The sequence below is a fragment of the Bradyrhizobium ivorense genome (genome assembly GCF_900696085.1).
GTDB lineage: Bacteria > Pseudomonadota > Alphaproteobacteria > Rhizobiales > Xanthobacteraceae > Bradyrhizobium > Bradyrhizobium ivorense.
Map to the genome: position 1 here is coordinate 581584 of NZ_CAADFC020000004.1, position 16875 is coordinate 598458.

General features: G+C 65.4%; 15 protein-coding genes. 8 read left to right on the forward strand and 7 right to left on the reverse strand.

The window, feature by feature from the left end:
• Window positions 1–5 precede the first annotated feature (5 nt).
• The 6 genes from CI41S_RS03575 to hpaH all read right to left on the reverse strand — a co-directional run bounded on the left by CI41S_RS03575 (window position 6) and on the right by hpaH (window position 6544).
• Window positions 6–1634, reverse strand: coding sequence for a thiamine pyrophosphate-dependent enzyme (locus tag CI41S_RS03575; protein WP_139857457.1), 1629 nt, complete (start codon window positions 1632–1634; stop codon window positions 6–8).
• Between the two features lie 24 nt (window positions 1635–1658).
• On the reverse strand, window positions 1659–2531 hold the full coding sequence (locus CI41S_RS03580; RefSeq protein ID WP_139857458.1) for a fumarylacetoacetate hydrolase family protein: 873 nt from the start codon (window positions 2529–2531) through the stop codon (window positions 1659–1661).
• A gap of 149 nt (window positions 2532–2680) precedes the next feature.
• Window positions 2681–3664 carry a 3,4-dihydroxyphenylacetate 2,3-dioxygenase gene (gene hpaD / locus CI41S_RS03585; protein WP_139857459.1) on the reverse strand — a complete coding sequence of 328 codons (984 nt, stop codon included), beginning with the start codon at window positions 3662–3664 and terminating at the stop codon, window positions 2681–2683.
• 119 nt (window positions 3665–3783) lie between these two features.
• Window positions 3784–5325: a 5-carboxymethyl-2-hydroxymuconate semialdehyde dehydrogenase gene (gene hpaE, locus CI41S_RS03590; RefSeq protein WP_139857460.1), complete on the reverse strand. Its 1542-nt coding sequence runs from the start codon at window positions 5323–5325 to the stop codon at window positions 3784–3786.
• Complete coding sequence (locus tag CI41S_RS03595) at window positions 5318–5716, reverse strand: 5-carboxymethyl-2-hydroxymuconate Delta-isomerase (RefSeq protein WP_139857461.1); 399 nt, start codon at window positions 5714–5716, stop codon at window positions 5318–5320. Before CI41S_RS03595 ends, hpaE begins: the two co-directional genes overlap by 8 nt.
• 21 nt (window positions 5717–5737) lie before the next feature.
• Window positions 5738–6544: a 2-oxo-hept-4-ene-1,7-dioate hydratase gene (gene hpaH, locus CI41S_RS03600; protein ID WP_139857462.1), complete on the reverse strand. Its 807-nt coding sequence runs from the start codon at window positions 6542–6544 to the stop codon at window positions 5738–5740.
• 186 nt (window positions 6545–6730) lie between these two features.
• Here hpaH and hpaR point away from each other — a divergent pair, with 186 nt between their 5' ends.
• On the forward strand, window positions 6731–7195 hold the full coding sequence (hpaR, locus tag CI41S_RS03605; RefSeq protein WP_244626435.1) for a homoprotocatechuate degradation operon regulator HpaR: 465 nt from the start codon (window positions 6731–6733) through the stop codon (window positions 7193–7195).
• A gap of 4 nt (window positions 7196–7199) precedes the next feature.
• Here hpaR and CI41S_RS03610 read toward each other — a convergent pair whose 3' ends face one another.
• Entirely contained in the window at window positions 7200–8195 is a 996-nt protein-coding gene (locus tag CI41S_RS03610; RefSeq protein ID WP_139857464.1) for a GntR family transcriptional regulator, read from the reverse strand.
• A gap of 248 nt (window positions 8196–8443) precedes the next feature.
• Here CI41S_RS03610 and CI41S_RS03615 point away from each other — a divergent pair, with 248 nt between their 5' ends.
• The 7 genes from CI41S_RS03615 (at window position 8444) to CI41S_RS03645 (ending at window position 16849) form a co-directional block, all read left to right on the forward strand.
• Window positions 8444–9589 (forward strand): ABC transporter substrate-binding protein, encoded by a 1146-nt coding sequence (locus CI41S_RS03615; protein WP_139481986.1) that lies wholly within the window; start codon window positions 8444–8446, stop codon window positions 9587–9589.
• 181 nt (window positions 9590–9770) lie between these two features.
• Window positions 9771–10646 carry a branched-chain amino acid ABC transporter permease gene (locus tag CI41S_RS03620; RefSeq protein WP_139481985.1) on the forward strand — a complete coding sequence of 292 codons (876 nt, stop codon included), beginning with the start codon at window positions 9771–9773 and terminating at the stop codon, window positions 10644–10646.
• Window positions 10643–12418: a branched-chain amino acid ABC transporter ATP-binding protein/permease gene (locus tag CI41S_RS03625; protein ID WP_139857465.1), complete on the forward strand. Its 1776-nt coding sequence runs from the start codon at window positions 10643–10645 to the stop codon at window positions 12416–12418. Before CI41S_RS03620 ends, CI41S_RS03625 begins: the two co-directional genes overlap by 4 nt.
• The gene (locus tag CI41S_RS03630) at window positions 12418–13146 is read left to right on the forward strand and encodes an ABC transporter ATP-binding protein (protein WP_139481983.1); all 729 of its coding nucleotides are present in this window, start codon (window positions 12418–12420) and stop codon (window positions 13144–13146) included. Before CI41S_RS03625 ends, CI41S_RS03630 begins: the two co-directional genes overlap by 1 nt.
• A 72-nt stretch (window positions 13147–13218) precedes the next feature.
• On the forward strand, window positions 13219–14304 hold the full coding sequence (locus CI41S_RS03635; RefSeq protein ID WP_139857466.1) for a malate/lactate/ureidoglycolate dehydrogenase: 1086 nt from the start codon (window positions 13219–13221) through the stop codon (window positions 14302–14304).
• Between the two features lie 51 nt (window positions 14305–14355).
• Window positions 14356–15132 (forward strand): HpcH/HpaI aldolase family protein, encoded by a 777-nt coding sequence (locus CI41S_RS03640; RefSeq protein ID WP_139481981.1) that lies wholly within the window; start codon window positions 14356–14358, stop codon window positions 15130–15132.
• A gap of 193 nt (window positions 15133–15325) precedes the next feature.
• Window positions 15326–16849, forward strand: a complete 1524-nt coding sequence (locus CI41S_RS03645) for a UxaA family hydrolase (RefSeq protein ID WP_139857467.1) — start codon at window positions 15326–15328, stop codon at window positions 16847–16849.
• Window positions 16850–16875: the final 26 nt, after the last annotated feature.

Genomic DNA, 16875 nt, shown 5'->3' on the forward strand with positions numbered 1-16875 from the left:
GCGCCTCAGATGTTCTTCGCGGGGTGGATGAACGCCCAGGGGCTGACTTCGGTGCCGGTCGGCACTTCCACCGAGATCACATAGGGCCCGCCGTCGGCGAGAGCCTTCTCCAGCACCGGTCGGAAATGGTCCGGCGAGGTGACACGCGCGGCGCCGACGCCGAAGGATTCCGCGAGCTTGACGAAATCCGGATTGACCAGATCCGAGGCGACGACGCGGCCGTCAAAACGCTCCTGCTGGTCGCGGCGGACATTGCCATAGGCGTTGTTGTTGAACACCAGCGTCACCACGCCGATCTTGAACTGGACCGCGGTGGCGAGCTCCTGCACGGCGAACATGAAGCCGCCGTCGCCGGTGATCGCGACCACAGGCTTGTCCGGATTGGCGACCTTGGCGCCGAGCGCGGTCGGGAAGCCGGCGCCGAGCGTGCCCTGATAGCCCGAGGTGACGAAGGTCCGCGGCTGGTAGATCGGAAAACCGTACCAGGAGGCGAAGCCGACCTGCGACAGCTCGTCGGTCACGATCGCATTCGCCGGCAGCACCTCGCGCAGGATTTTTAAGTAGGCCATCTGCGGCTGGATGCGCTGGATCTCCCGCTCGGCGGCCGCGGTGGCTTCACGGATCGCGCCGCGGCGGCCGCTGGTCTTGCTGTAGCCGGCCTTGCGCACGGCGGCCGCGAGATCGGCTGTAGCAGCCTTGGCGTCGGCGATCACGGCGGCATCGGCCGGCCAGCGCCGCATCTCCACCGGATCGATATCGATGCGCACGCATTTCAGGCCGTCCGGCCGATACGGCCAACGCGACATCGTCGGCAATTCCAGGCGTGTGCCGATGCCGATCATCAGATCGGTCTTCGGCCACAATTTGTAGGCCGCAGCCATCGTCAGCCCGAGCTCATGCGCATTGGAGACAATGCCGCGGCCACTGCGGAAGGCGACCACCGGCGCGTCGATCATTTCGGCGAGCTCGAGAATCTCCTCGCCCGCGTCGATCGCGCCGCTGCCGACGAAGATCATCGGCGTCTTGCTGGCCTTGATCAGATCGGCCGCCGCCTTGATCCGGTCAGGATCGGGCTGCGGCGCAGGCAATAGGTCGAACGGCTTTGCCGGGGCGACCTGGGCACGCTGGGTGAACACGTCCCATGGCATCTCCAGCGACGCCGGTCCGCGCCGGCCCGACAGCATCTCCTGGAACGCGCGCGACACCATCGCGGGCGCGTTGTCGGGATACTCGATCCGCTCGGCCCATTTCACGAAGGTGCGCAAGGTCGCGAGCTGGTCCGGCATCTCGTGCAGATGGCCGCGGCCCTTGCCGAGAAACGGCGTCGGCACCTGGCCGGTCAGGCACAGCACCGGCTCGTTGCAGCCGAACGCGGTGAGCAGCGCCGCCGAGGCGTTGAGTACGCCGGGGCCGGGCACCACACTGAACACGCCGGGCCGGCCACTGGAGCGCGCATAGCCGAACGCCATATAGCCGCAGGCCTGCTCGTGCCGCGCGCCGATCACCTTGAGCTGCGCCTGGTGGAAGGCGTCGAACAGGCCGTAGATCTGCGCGCCGGGCAAGCCGAACACGGTGTCGACACCGTGGGCGACGAGGCCGTTGACGATCGCTTCGCCGCCGGATGTTGAGGTCATGGCACTGTCCATTTCATTGAGGGCTTAGTTGGCTTCGTCGACGACGCCGTTGCGCAAAATGCCGACGCCTTCGGCCTCGACCTCGACGACGTCGCCCGGTTTCAGATAGCGCGGCGGATCGAACCGCGCACCTGCGCCGGTCGGCGTGCCCGTCACGATGACGTCACCGGGAACGAGCGTCGTGAAGGTCGAGATGTAGTTGATGAGATAGCGGAAGCCGAAGATCAGCCGCGAGGTGCGGTCGTCCTGCCTGACCTCGCCATTGACGCGCGTGGTCAGGCGGATATCGGCGATCTGCGCCTCGTTGCTGTAGGGCACGATCCATGGCCCGAGGCTGCCGGTGGAATCAAAATTCTTGCCCTGGGTGACGTTGAATTTTGCGTGACGCACCCAGTCGCGGATGGTGCCCTCGTTGCACAGCGTGATCGCGGCGATGTGATCGAGCGCGGCGCTCTCCGGAATGTGCCGGCCGGCCTTGCCGATCACCAGCACCAGCTCGCCCTCATAGTCGAGCTGCGGCGAGATCCGCGGCCGAACCACCGGCGTGTTGTGGCCGACGAAGGAGCGCGGCACCCGCAAGAACATGCTGGGATATTTTGGTGCGTCCGAGCCGTCCTTGTACTCGGCATTGCGGTCCGGATAGTTGACGCCGATGCAAATGATCTTGTCCGGCGCCGGGATCGGCGGCTGCCAGATGACCGCATCGAGCGCGTGATCGGGCGCACGCTTGGCGGCGTCGTCCGCAAGCTTCGTCAGCGCCCCGGCGGCGATCGCCTCGCGCAAGGTCGGATAGTCCCTGGCAAAACGTGACGAGAGATCGACGATCCCGGCGTCAGTCACGGCGCCGTATTTTGTGGTGCCGTTGACGGAGTAGGTGGCGAGGCGAGGGGCGGGCATTGGCAATCCATCCATCAGTGTCGTCCCGGCGAAGGCCGGACCCATACGCCGCGGCCCTCGGAATGGGTACGCGGCTAGACATTCTTTCGGCAACCCACTTCGGTGGCTATGGGTCCCGGCCTTCGCCGGGACGACGTGGATGCTGACGCCTAATCCGCGACCAGCACGTCGGCGACGAAGCGCGGCTCGCGCACCGTCTGGCCGGCGAAGGGCGAGCCCTCCTCGAACCAGGAGCGCGGCGCCGGTGCGCCCCACAATGTCTGGCGGCGCGGATCGCGCAGCGACCAGCGCAGCGGCTCGTGGTCGTGATCGCCGGTGAAGTAGTCGCTGGTGTAGAGCTCGATGCGATGGCCGTCGGGATCGCGGACATAGAGGAAGAACGCATTGGAGATGCCATGCCGGCCGGGGCCGCGCTCGATGTTCTTCAGGAAGCCGCTCGAGGCCATCACGTCGCAGAGATGCACGATGTTCATCGCAGTCGGCACCCAATAGGCAATGTGGTGCAGGCGCGGGCCCTTGCCATTGGTGATGGCGAAGTCGTGGACGTTGCCCTTGCGGTGCATCCAGGCCGCGGCGATGCGGCCGCCATCGCCGTCCTCCTCGGCATATTCGGTGAGGCGGAAGCCGAGGCGGGCGTAGAAGTCGACGGTGTCCTGCACCTCGGCGGCGAACACGTTGAAATGGTCGAGCCGCTGCGGATGGCAGCCCTTGTAGAGGTCGTAGCGGCGCAAAAGATGCGGGCGTTTCTCCATCGTGGCGTAGAGCTCGATCTGGAAGCCGAACGGATCGGTGAACTGCAGGGTGCGGCCCTGGAACGGTTGGTCGGAAAAGGCGTAGGCGATGCCGTTCTCGGAGAAGAACGACGCCGCCTTGTCGAGATCGCCGTCATTACCGACCTTGAAGCCGAGCCGGTTGCAGGCCGCCTTCGCCGCCTTGCGCAGCACCACCGAGTGATGCTGGTGCTCCTCGCTGGCGCGCAGGTATACCGCCTTGTCGTCGCGGTCCTCGATGTGGAGGCCGATCGTGTTTTCATAAAACGCGGCGCTCTTGTCGAGGTCCGTGACGTCGAGCACGGCATGGCTGCAGCGGATGATGTTGAACGGCGGATCGAAGACGTGCTTCGGAATGGGCATGGTGTTTCCCTCTGGATCGTCATTCCGGGATGGTGCGTCGGCACCGGACCCGGAATCTCGAAGTTCTCAGGTGCGCATTGCGCACCGTAGTTCGCTGCGCGCCCCGGAACGGCGTGCAATTACATTCCCAGCTTCTGGATCTTGTGCGTCCCGCGGGCAAGCGAGACGTGCTTGGTTTCCATGTAGAAGTCGAACGAATAGTCGCCGCCGTCGCGGCCGATGCCTGATGATTTCATGCCGCCGAACGGCGTCGGCAGATGGCGGACGTTTTCCGAGTTGAGCCAGATCATGCCGGCCTCCAGCGCATCGGCAACGCGCAGCGCGCGGCCCATGTCGCCGGTCCAGACATAGCCGGTCAGGCCATATTGCACGCCGTTGGCGATCTCGACCGCGTCCTGCTCGTCGCGGAACGGGATCACGGTGAGGAACGGCCCGAACACCTCTTCCTGCGCGACGCGCATGTTTGCATTCGCGCCGGTCACCAGCGTCGGCTGCACATAGTGCCCGCCGCCGGGGCCATCATACGGCTTGCCGCCGACCGCAATGGTCGCGCCGTCCTTTTTCGCGACGTCGAAATAGCTGCAGACCTTTGCCAGATGCCGCTCGTGGATCAGCGGCCCGATCTCGGTCGCGGGATCGAGGGGATGGCCGACCTTGAGCGCCTTCACCCGCGCGGTCAGCTTCTCGACGAATGTGTCGGCGATGCTCTGCTGCACCAGCAGACGGCTCGATGAGGTGCAGCGCTCGCCATTGAGCGAGTAGATCATGAACACGACGGCATCAAGCGCGCGGTCGAGATCGGCGTCGTCGAACACGATCACCGGGTTCTTGCCGCCGAGCTCGAAGTGCACCCGCTTCAGCGTCGGCGCGCCCTGCGCCATGATCGCCGATCCCGTGGCGCTTTCGCCGACGAAGCCGATCGCCTTGATCGCGGGATGCTGGGTCAGCGCCTTGCCGGCGTCCTCGCCGAAACCGTGCACGGTGTTGAGCACGCCGTCGGGCAGGCCCGCCTGCTTTGCCAGCTTCACCAGCAGGTCGGCGGTCACCGGCGACCATTCGGCCGGCTTGTGCACGACGGTGCAGCCGGCGGCCAGGGCGGGGGCGATCTTCCAGGTCGACAGCATGAACGGCGTGTTCCACGGCGTGATCACGCCGACCGGGCCGATCGGCACCCGGGTCGAGATGTTCCAGTGCTCGTCGGACGGCGTGTTGAGGCCGTCGCGCGCCTCGGCGCATTTGTCGGCGAAGAAGCGGAAATTTTCGGCGGCGCGGATCGCGGCCTTGGCCATGAAGCGATGCGCCTGCCCGGTGTCGATGCATTCGAGCACCGCGATGTCGTCGGCGTGCTCCTCGATCGCATCGGCGACGCCGTGCAGGATCTTGCGGCGCTTGGCGGCCGGCATGTCGCGCCAGGCCTTGAAGGCCCGCGATGCAGCGGTCGCGGCGCGGTCGATATCCTCGGCATTGCCGCGCGCCACCGTCGCCAGCACGCTGCCGTCGATCGGCGACTTCGTCTCGAAGGTCTGGCCCGAGGCCGACGGCACGACCTTGCCGTCGATCACATGTCCGATGCCTTCCGCCTTCAGCTTCGCGAGCAGCGGGCCGGCGCGGTCGCGGTTGGCCTGGAACACGTCGGCGGATTTCGGGGTGGCTTTATCCATTGACCGTCTCCACTTTCAGCGCATCGTGGATGTTGTTGCGTTTCCAGCTCGTCTCCTTGTCGTTGATCTGCATGTCGAACGACAGTGCGAACTTGCTGTTGGCGAACACCGGATCGAGATGTGCCGACAGCGCCTTGAAGATGTGTTCGCCGGCTTTCTTGCGGGTGGCGAGGTCGCGGCCTTCGCCGAGCCGCAGCACCATGTCGAGGAAGCCGTAGTTGCTGCGTCCGTCGGCGATCGCATAATACTCGCATCTGATGGCGCGGACGCGGATGCCGCCGAGCGGGAAGATGCCGGTCTCGACCGCCGCCTTGCGCACCACCTCGACGGTCTTGCCGATGTCGACGAGCCCATCGAGATTGGCGGAATATTCAAGCGTGAAGTGCGGCATGCAGCGCTCCCATCGAAAGCATCAGGCGAAGTAGCAGCTCACGGAACCGTACGGTCCGTAGTCGGCCTGGATCGTGTCGCCCTTGCGGGTCTCGATCGGGCGGATGAAGGAGCCCGCCAGCACCACCTGGCCGGCTTCCAGCGCCAGCCCGTTCGGCGCGATCTTGTTGGCGAGCCAGGCCACCGCGGTCGCCGGATGATTCAACACGCCAGCGGCCAATCCGGTTTCCTCGAGCTGGCCGTTGCGGAAGCACAGTGTGCCGATCCAGCGCAGATCGGCGTCCAGCGGGCGGATCGCGCGGCCGCCGAGCACGATGCCGGCATTCGCAGCGTTGTCGGCGATGGTGTCGAAGATCTTGCGCGTCGCCTTGGTCTCGGGGTCGACACGCTCGACCCTGGTATCGAGGATCTCCAGCGCCGGCACCACGAAGTCGGTGGCATTGAGCGCGTCGAACAGCGTGCAATCGGGCCCGGCCAGCCGATGCTTCATCACGAAGGCGAGCTCGGCCTCGACGCGGGTGGCGATGAAGCGGTCGCTCGGCACGAGGCCACCATCGGCAAAGAACATGTCGTCGAGCAGGATGCCGGAATCCGGCTCGTCGATGTTGAGCGCGCTCTGCATCGCCTTCGAGGTCAGGCCGATCTTGTGGCCCTTGACGACACGGCCCTGCGCCACCTTCATCTCGACCCAGGCCTTCTGAATCGCGTAGGCATCTTCCAGCGTGATGCCGGGATATTGCAGCGAAAGCTGGCGGATCTGCTTGCGGGTCTTTTCCGCCTGGTCGAGCCTGCCTGCGGCAGCGCGGATATCGTCCGGTGAGAGGGCCATGGGTGCTACACAGAAAGTGGATGCCGGGAGATGATTAACATGTTAAGTAGATTTCTGCAAACTGAATCGCTGCATGGTGCAGCGCAAAAGTTTGTCGCGATGGACTGAACAATAATGGCGCGCAAGAAATCGCCGAACGAGACGCGACCAGCTCCGGCCGAGACGGGGCCGCCCTGGCGCGCGCCGATGCGCGAGTTCTCGCGCTCGCTGCCGATGTCGCTGCTGCGTGCGCGCGAAGCCGTGATGCGGCAATTCCGCCCGTCGCTGCGCAACCATGGGATGACCGAGCAGCAATGGCGGATCCTGCGCGCGCTCACCGCGGTCGACGAGATCGAGGTCACCGAGCTCGCGCGTGTGGCGTTCCTGCTCGGCCCGAGCCTGTCGCGGATCCTGCGCGACCTCGAAGCCCGTCAGCTGATCGAGCGCAAGGCGGCCGCGACCGACGCGCGCCGCGCGGTGGTGTCGATCTCGGCCAAGGGGTTGAAGCTGATCGAGGCGGTGGCGCCGACCTCGGAGGCGATCTACGCCGAGATCACCCGGCGGTTCGGTTCACGCAAGCTCGCGGAGCTGCAGGAGATGCTGGGCGTGCTCGAAGCGAGCCTGGCCGACATGGCGTCCGCCGACAACGGCGAGATCGAAGCCGACGAATAGGCGGCTACACCATATAGGGCACGCGCGAAATTGCATTGATGGCGCGGAACTCGGCAATCCAGCCGGCCACTTTCGAGTGCGACCATTCGATGTGGCGGCGCAGTGTCGCGGCTGCCGCGTCGCCGTCGCCGGCGCGCAATGCATCGACGATCACCAGATGCTCGTCCATGAAGGAATCGATCTGGGGCGCGGTCAGCGCCACCTGAATGTGCTTGCCGATCACGAACGCGCAGTGGGTGCGCTTGAGCGCCTCGATCATCTCGCGATTGATGCCGTAGCCCAGGCACCGGATGTGGAGGTCGCCCTCGATCTCGTCGAGCTCGCCGACACCGACGCGGTCGCGGAACCGGATCCCCTCGCGCAGCCGCTCCGCCATCCGGTCGAGCAGCGCCGCCGGAATCTGCGTCGCAGCGGATTTCAGCAGCAGCGGCTCGAGCGTTGCGCGCAGCTCGAAGATGTCGCGGACGCGGTCCTCGTCCAGCGGCACCACATACCAATGGGCCTTGGCGCCTTTCTCCAGGATGCCGATCGCCTGCGCGCGCAGCAGCAGGTTGCGGGCCACCGTGCGTCCGACCCGGAAATGCCGCGCCAGCGCCAGTTCGCTGACACGGAAGCGTCCGAACAGCGAGCGGTAGATGATCTCGCGTTCGAGCTTGTAGTACAGCGCGTCCCAGGCGTCGCTTCTAACGGCCTCGACCGGCCCGCCGGTCAGCCCCAGCATGTCGGGCGTGATCGGGACGCGCCGCGGCTCGACCTCGCGTCTGCCGGCGATGACACCGCGGCCATCGAACCGGCGCACCAGGCCGATGTGCTCCAGCTGCTCGAAGGCCTGCCGCACCGGGGAGCGACTGGAGCCGAATAAGGTCGCGATCGCCGATTCGGACAGAACGGTGCCGGGCGGAACGTCGCCGGCGCGGATGCGCTTCGCCAATGCCGCCTTGATCAGCGCATAGGCCGGCTGTTTCCGTCTGGTCTGCGATTTCGCTCTCGGCATCGACATGAATGGCTGCCCGCAAACCACACTAACACGTGATCGCGGCGAGGTCGCCGACAACCGGCATTTACGCACCGGCCAAGGTGAATTTTTGGCCATTGCGTGCAATGTGCAATCATGATTAGCTGATCGTACGATTGGATTGACGATCGCCGTTGCGCGTTGCGTGCGCTGCAGCGGTGTGAACGTTTGCGTCTAGCTCGTCTCAATGCAGCCGACATGCAAGTTCGGCGCGATACAACAGGGAGGAATCGATGAAACTGACGAGACGTGGGTTTTCCGCCGGCTTGGCGGCAGGTCTCGCTGCTCCGGCACTGATGCGCAGTGCGTGGGCGCAGGGCGCGACCCTCAAGATCGGCATGTGCGTGCCGGTCACCGGCCCGGCCGCGGAGCAGGGGCTGTGGGCCCAGAACGGCGCCAAGCTGGCGCTGGCCGCAGTCAACAAGGCCGGCGGCGTGCTCGGCAAGCAGGTCGAGCTCGTCATCGAGGACGACCAGACCACCAATCCCGGCATCGTGCTGGCGTTCTCCAAGCTCGCTGCGCAGTCCGACATCGTCGCCTTCCTGGGCTCGATCCGCTCGACCCAGGTGCAGGCGATGGCGCCCGACGTGATCAAGGTCGGCAAGCCCGTGATGATCGGCGGCACCAATCCGGACCTCACCCATTCCGGCAATCCGTGGCTGTTCCGCTTCCGCCCGAACGACAATTATTCCGGCCGCGTGATCGCCGATTTCGGCGTCAATACGCTGGGCAAGAAGAAATGGGCGATCGTGCATTCCACCGACGCGTTCGGCACCGCCGGCGGCAAGGCGCTCTCCGAAGCGCTGACCAAGCTCGGCGCGCCGCCGGTGCTCGACCAGGGCTACGCCAACCAGAGCCAGGACTTCACGCCGGTGGTGCTGGCGGTGAAGCAGTCTGGCGCCGACGTGCTCGGCACCTACTTCACCTTCGAGAACGATCTCGGCATCTTCGCCCGGCAGCTGCGCCAGCTCGGCGTCAACATTCCCTGGGTCGGCTCGCCCTCGGTGGTGGCGGTGTCATCGACCAAGCTGGCCGGTCCCGCGCTGTACGGCACCTACGGCGTGGCCGACTTCGCCGAAGACTCCAGCGACGCCGCGAAGGCGTTCAGCAAGACCTATCGCGATGCCTACAAGACCGCGCCCGACAACCAGAGCGCCTGGCCGTACGATGCGATCACCATCCTGTCGGCGGCGATCAACAAGGCCGGCTCGACCGATCCGAACAAGATCCGCGACGCCATACTGGCGACGCAGAAATTCGCCGGCGCCGAAGGCGAGTACAATTTCGACAAGAACGGCGACGGCCTGCATGGCTACAACGTCGTGAAAAACGACAAGGGCAAGATCGTCTACGACAAGCACATCGACTTCAACGACTGATCTGACAGGGTCAGGGAGGCCCGAACGGATGGGTTCTCTCCCCCCTTGCGGGGGAGGGTTAGGGAGAGGGGTGAGCCCCGCGGGCGGTGCTCTTGGCCACCCCTCTCTCCAATTCTCCCCCGCAAGGGGGAGAGAGCCCTACCACCTCCCGAGTGGCCCTAAACTCCAATCGAGCGCTGTCATGGATCTGATCCTTCAACTCCTGTTCACCGGCATCGGCATCGGCGCGGTTTACGCGCTGGTCGCGCTCGGTTTCGTGCTGATCTTCCGCGCCACCAACGTCGTGAACTTCGCCCAGGGCGAGTTCTCGATGGTCGCGGCCTATCTGATGGTCGTGTTCTCCGTCGATCTCGGCTGGCCGTACTGGCTGTCGTTCCTGATCGCGCTGGCCGGCATGGCGCTGCTCGGCATCTTCTTCAATCTCGGCGTCTACTATCCGCTGCGTCATCGCACCTATCTGCCGGTGATCATCGCCACCATCGGCGCCTCGATCCTGCTGTCGAACTCCGTGCTCGCGATCTACGGCCCGCAGCCGCAGGTGCTGCAGGGCTGGTTCGACACGCCCGGCATCCAGCTCGGCCCGGTCTATCTCGACAGCCAGTATCTCCTGATCATCGGCGTCACCATTTTCCTGGTTTTCTTCAATTTCTGGTTCTTCGAGAAGACGCTGCTCGGCAAGAAGCTGCAGGCGACCTCGCAGGACAAGGAAATGGCCTCGCTGCTCGGCATTTCCGTCTCCACCATGATCATGATCACCTTCATCTATTCGGCGGTGCTCGGCGGCCTTGCCGGCATCCTGGTCGCGCCCGTGCTGTTCGTCTCGATCCAGATGGGCTCGACGATCGCGCTGAAGGCGTTCGCCGCCACCATCATCGGCGGCTTCGGTGACGTGGCCGGCGCCATCGTCGGCGGGCTGGCGCTCGGCGTGATCGAGACCTTTGGCGCGGCCTACGTCTCGGTACCCTACAAGGACGGCTTTGCCTTCCTGGTGCTGATCGCCTTCCTGATCTTCCGGCCGCAGGGCATCTTCGGCGAGCGCGTGGCGGAGAAAGCATGAGCGCCAGCGACAACGTCCAGATCCCGGCGCCGGCGGTGCGCTCGAAGCCGCTGATCATCCGCCATCTGCCGTACTTCATCGCGGCCGCGGTGCTGGTGACGCTCGCCGCCGGCATGCGGTTCGACGGCTACATCCTCAACATCCTGCTGCAGGCGACGACGTTCTCGATCGCGGTGTTCGGCCTGTCGGTCGTGCTCGGCCTGTGCGGCCAGATCAACCTGGCGCAGGCCGCGTTCTTCGGCTTCGGCGCCTATGCGGTCGGCCTCGGCACCGCCGATCTGCATCTGAACTTCTGGCTCTGCCTGGTCGGGGCCTGCGCGATCACACTGATCGCCGGCGCGTTCTTGGGCATGTCGACGCTGCGGCTCGGCGGGCATTACCTTGCGATGGTGACGATCTCGTTCCAGCAGATCGTGACGCTGGTGATGATCAACGCCATCGGCATTACCCACGGGCCGGACGGCGTTGCCAACATCCGCCGGCCGGAGCTGTTCCAGAATTCGCAGAGCTATCTCGCCTTCTGCGTCGCGATGCTCGCGATCGTCGGCTACCTGGTCTGGCACCTGCCGGACACCAGGATCGGCCGCGCCATGCGCGCGGTGCGCGACAACGAGCTCGCGGCCGGGGTCAACGGCATCGACGTGTTCCGCACCAAGGTCTACGCCTTCGGCATCTGCGCGCTGCTCGGCGGCCTTGCCGGCGGCCTGTTCGCCGGCGGCTTTGCCTATGTCAGCCCCGATCAGTTCTCGTTCGCGGAATCGATCGTGTTCCTGACCATGTCGCTGCTCGGCGGCGTGGCCTCGCCGATCGGCTCGGTGATCGGCACCGGGCTCTTGATCCTGATCCCGGAATGGCTGCGTTTCCTGAAAAGCGTGCCGGGGCTTTATCTCGCGATCTACGGCCTGTTCGTGATCCTGATCATCCGCTTCATGCCTGACGGCATCTGGGGCTTTGTCTCGGACGCCTTCACGCGCTGGCGCGCGCAGACCAAGGCGCCGCCGGCGGCGGCCGCGCTGCAGCTCAGGCCGGCAACCAGCGGCGGCGACATTGTGCTGGAGGTGACCGGTCTGTCGAAGCACTTCGGCGGCCTCAAGGCGGTCGACGGCGTCGACATCGCGGTGAAGCGCGGCAGCGTGCATGCGCTGATCGGTCCCAACGGTTCCGGCAAGACCACGACACTCAACGTCTTGTCAGGCCTCTACAAGGCGACCTCGGGCAGGATCGTGCTCGACGGCACCGACATCACCAACATGGCGCCGCATCAGCGCACGGCCGCAGGCCTCGGGCGGACCTTCCAGAACATCCGCCTGTTCCGCTCGATGACGGCGCTGGAAAACGTCGAGATCGGCGCCGAGCGGCCCGGCAATACCATGATCGGGAAGGGCGAGGATGCGCTGACCGAGCGCGCGATGGAGGCGCTGACGTTTGTCGGCCTCGGCAACCGCGCCAACGAGCTGATCTCGAGCTTCTCCTACGGCCACCAGCGCCTGATCGAGATTGCCCGCGCGCTGGCGTCGAACCCGACGCTGCTGCTGCTCGACGAGCCCGCCGCTGGCCTCAACTCGACCGAGAAGCTCGAGCTGCATGAGTTGCTCAAGCGCATCGCGGCACAGGGCCTCACCATCCTGATCATCGATCATGACATGACGCTGGTCTCGGAAGCTGCCCAGCACATCACGGTGCTGAACTTCGGGCGCCGCATCGCGGACGGCGAATCCATGGCGGTGCTGCGCCATCCCGACGTCGTCTCGGCCTATCTCGGGAGCGAATGATGCCGCTGCTCGAAATCCGCAATCTCGTGGTCCGCTACGGCGAGATCGAGGCGCTGCGCGGCGTGTCTATCGTCGTGGAGCAGGGCCAGGTGGTGACGCTGCTCGGGGCCAATGGCGCCGGCAAGTCGACCACGTTGCGCGCGATCTCCGGTCTGGCAAAGCCTGCCGCCGGCGACATCCTGTTCGACGGTCACTCGATCGCCGGCCTCGGGCCGGAGGCGATCGTGCGGCTCGGCATCTCGCACGTTCCGGAAGGGCGCCGCGTGTTCCCGGGTCTCACGGTGAAAGAGAACATCATGTTGGGGGCGTCGAACCGGAAGGTGTCGGCGTCGCAGATCTCGCGGGAGGCGGACGCGATGTTCGACCTGTTCCCGGATATCCGCGCGTTCTCAGACGCGCTCGGCTGGACGCTGTCCGGCGGCCAGCTGCAGATGGTTGCGGTGGCGCGCGGCCTGATGGCGAAGCCGCGCCTCTTGCTGCTCGACGAGCCCTCGCTCGGGCTCGCGCCTGTGATCGTGCAGGCGGTGTTCCGCATCATCTCGCAGATCAGGAAGGACACCACGGTCTTGCTCGTCGAGCAAAATGCGCGCATGGGACTCTCGGTCGCCGATCACGGTTTCGTCCTCGAAACCGGGCGGATCGTGCTCGGCGGCAAGCCCGACGAATTGTGGGGCAACGAAGCCATCGCCGCGGCCTATCTCGGCGGCCACGCCAAAACTCACGCCTGAGCATGATCCGGAAAAGCGGGCACCGGTTTTCCGATCAGATCATGCTCCAATAACTGAGCGAGCCTTTTCTTCATGGTCACCATCAAGGTCGAGAACCTCATCAATTTCGTCGCCGAAGTGTTTTCCCATTCGGAGTCCTCGCCCGAAGAAGCCAGGCGCATCGCGACCTATCTGACGACTGCGAACCTCACCGGGCATGACAGCCACGGCGTGATCCGCGTGCCTGTTTATGTCAGGTGGAAGAAGATGGGCTCGATCGTGCCGAACCAGACCCCCGAGGTCGTGGTCGACACGCCATCGCTCGCGGTGGTCGACGGCAAGTTCGGCTATGGCCAGACCGTCACGCCGATCGCGGTCAAGCTCGGCATCGAGAAATGCAAGAAGGCCGGGCTTGCTGCGGTTGCGCTGCGCAACTCCGGTCATCTCGGCCGCGTCGGCGACTGGGCGGAAATGGCGGCTGCCGAAGGGCTCGTCTCGATTCACTTCGTCACGGCGGCAGGCTCGCTGCTGGTCGCGCCCTATGGCGGCGTCGAGAAGCGGCTGTCGACCGCGCCGTATTGCGTCGGCATTCCGCGCCAGGGCCAGGACCCGATCGTGCTCGATTTCGCCACCTCCGTCGTTGCCGAGGGCAAGTGCCTGGTTGCAAGCCGCGGCGGCAAGAAGCTGCCGCCGGGCGCGCTGGTCGATGCCGATGGCACGCTGAGCGATGATCCGCATGTGCTGTATGGCGCCTACACGCCCGACGGACCGCGCGACCACACCAAGGGAACCGGCGCGATCCGCGCTTTCGGCGATCACAAGGGCTCGGGCCTTGCGTTCATCTGCGAGCTGCTCGGCGGCGCGCTGACCGGCACCGGCGCGACCTCGTCGGACCGGCGTTTCGCCAACGGCATGATGGCGTTCTACATCGACCCCAAGGTGATCGACACCAGCAATTTCTTCGACGGCGAGATCACCCGCTACAGCGACTTCATCCGCGCCACCAAGCCGATCGCGGGCACCGAATCCGTGTTGATACCGGGCGATCCGGAACGCAAGACCCGCGCCGACCGGACCAAGAATGGCATCCCCTTGCCTGACGACACCTGGGCGGCGATAGTGAACACCGCGCGCGAAGTCGGCGTCAGTGAAGCCTCCATCCAGCGGGCGACCAGCTAGGGCTCGCCCTCCAAGAAAACTCAAAGCGGAACGCAAAAGGGAACGCGATCAATGGCAAACAAGGTCAAGCAGGTCTGGGCATCGGGCAAGGCAGTGGTGAACGCGTGGCTCGCGATCCCCTCCGGGTTTTCCGCCGAAGTGATCGCGCAATGCGGCTTCGACAGCGTCACCGTCGACATGCAGCATGGCGTGCAGGATTATCTCTCGATGGTGCAGTGCTTCCAGTCGATGCATGCCCATCCGGTGACGCCGATGGTCCGCGTGCCCTGGAACGAGCCCGGCATCATCGGCAAGGTGCTCGACGGCGGCGCCTATGGCGTGATCTGCCCGATGGTCAACACGCCGCAGGAAGCCAAGAACCTCGTCTCCTACGCAAAATATCCGCCGAAGGGCGTGCGCTCCAACGGCCCGATCCGCGCCGGTATGTATGGCTCGGCCGGCACCTATCAGCAGACCGCCAATGACGAGATCGTGCTGCTGCCGATGATGGAGACCAAGACCGCGGTCGAGAACATGGAAGCGATCCTCGATGTCGAAGGCATCGACGGCGTCTATATCGGTCCGTCCGATCTCGGCTTCTCCTACGGCCTGGTGCCGAAGCTCGATCGCGACGAGCCGGAGATTTTGAAGATCTACGAGAAGATCATCAAGGAGTGCGGCAAGCGCGGCCTCAATCCGGGCATCCACTGCTCCGGCGCCGACGGCGCGGTGCGCGCGATCAACATGGGCTTCAAGCTGGTCACGCTGTCGAACGAGGTCGGCCTGATGCAGACCTACGCGAAGATGCAGGTCAACGCGACCCGCGAGAAGTCCGGCGGCAAGGCGTAATCAAGACGTAACTCTATCCTCTCCCTCGCCCCGCTCTTGCGGGGAGAGGGTGGGGGTGAGGGGCATCTATCCGGCGAGCACCATGATTGTAGCTCGCATTGTGCTTCGCCGCTCACCCGGATCGCTGTCGCGATCCGACCTCTCCCCGCAAAGGGCGGGGAGAGGTGAAAGAAACTCCGAAGGAGATTCCACCATGGCCCCGACGCAAGTGATCCGCCTGCATCCTGACGACAGCGTCCTGATTGCGCGCGCGAGCCTGCCGCCGGGGCTGGAGGTGGCTGACGGCGTCATCACGGCCGATCGGATTCCGGCCGGCCACAAGGTCGCGATCAAGCCGATCGCGCAAGGCGAGCCGATCAGGCGTTACGGCCAGATCATCGGCTTCGCCACCACCGCGATCGCGCCCGGCCAGCACGTGCATACGCAAAACTGCGGCATGGGCGATTTTGCCAAGGACTACGCCTATGGCGTCGACGTCAAGCCGGTGCCGAACTTCGACCTGCCGGCGACCTTCGACGGCATCCGCCGTCCCGACGGCCGCGTCGCGACGCGCAACTATATCGGCATCCTCACCTCGGTGAATTGCAGCGCCCATGTCGCCGGCCTCGTCGCCGACGTCTTCAAGAAGAACCCGTTCACCGGCGAGAACCCGCTGGCCGGCTTCCCCAATGTCGACGGCGTCGTCGCGCTGACCCACAAGACCGGCTGCGGCATGACCCAGGACGAGCCCTTGGCGCTGCTTCGCCGCACGCTCGGCGGTTACGCGCGGCATGTCAACTTCTCCAATGTCATCGTGCTCGGCCTCGGCTGCGAGGTGAACCAGATCGGCGGGTTGATGCAGGAGCAGAAACTCGCCGGCCGTCTGCGGGCGATGGACATTCAGGAGGTCGGCGGCACGCGCAAGACGGTGGAAGCCGGCGTTGCCTTCGTCAAGGAAGCGCTCGCCGACGCCAACAAGGTCAAGCGCGAGGCGGTGCCGGCGAGCGAGCTCACCGTCGCCCTGCAATGCGGCGGCTCCGACGGCTATTCCGGCGTCTCGGCCAATCCCGCGCTCGGCGCAGCGAGCGATTTGCTGGTGCGCCATGGCGGCACCGTGATCCTGTCGGAGACGCCAGAGACTTACGGCGCCGAGCATCTTCTGACCCGGCGCGCGGTCAGCCGCGAGGTCGGCGAAAAACTGGTCGGCCTGATGCGCTGGTGGGAGGAATACACCCAGCGCGAAGGCGCCGAGATGAACGCCAATCCGAGCCCCGGCAACAAGGCCGGCGGCCTCACCACGATCCTCGAGAAGTCGCTGGGCGCGATGGCCAAGGCGGGCAGCACCAACCTCGTCGACGTGCTGCACTATGCCGAGCCCGTGACCAAGAAAGGCTTCGTGTTCATGGACACGCCGGGCTACGACCCGGTCGCGGCGACCGGACAGGTCGCCGGCGGCGCCAACCTCGTCTGCTTCACCACCGGCCGCGGCAGCGTGTTCGGCTGCAAGCCCGCGCCCTCGATCAAGCTCGCCACCAACACCCCGATGTACAAGCGGATGGAAGACGACATGGACGTCAACTGCGGCACCATCCTCGACGGCGAGGAGAGCGTGCAGCAATGCGGCCAGCGCATCTTCGACCTGATCCTCAAGACCGCCTCCGGCCAGCCGACCAAGAGCGAAAGCTTTGATTTCGGCGGCGCCGAGTTCGCGCCTTGGGTGCTCGGCGCGACGATGTAGCTGAGGTCCCGTAGCCCCGATGGAGC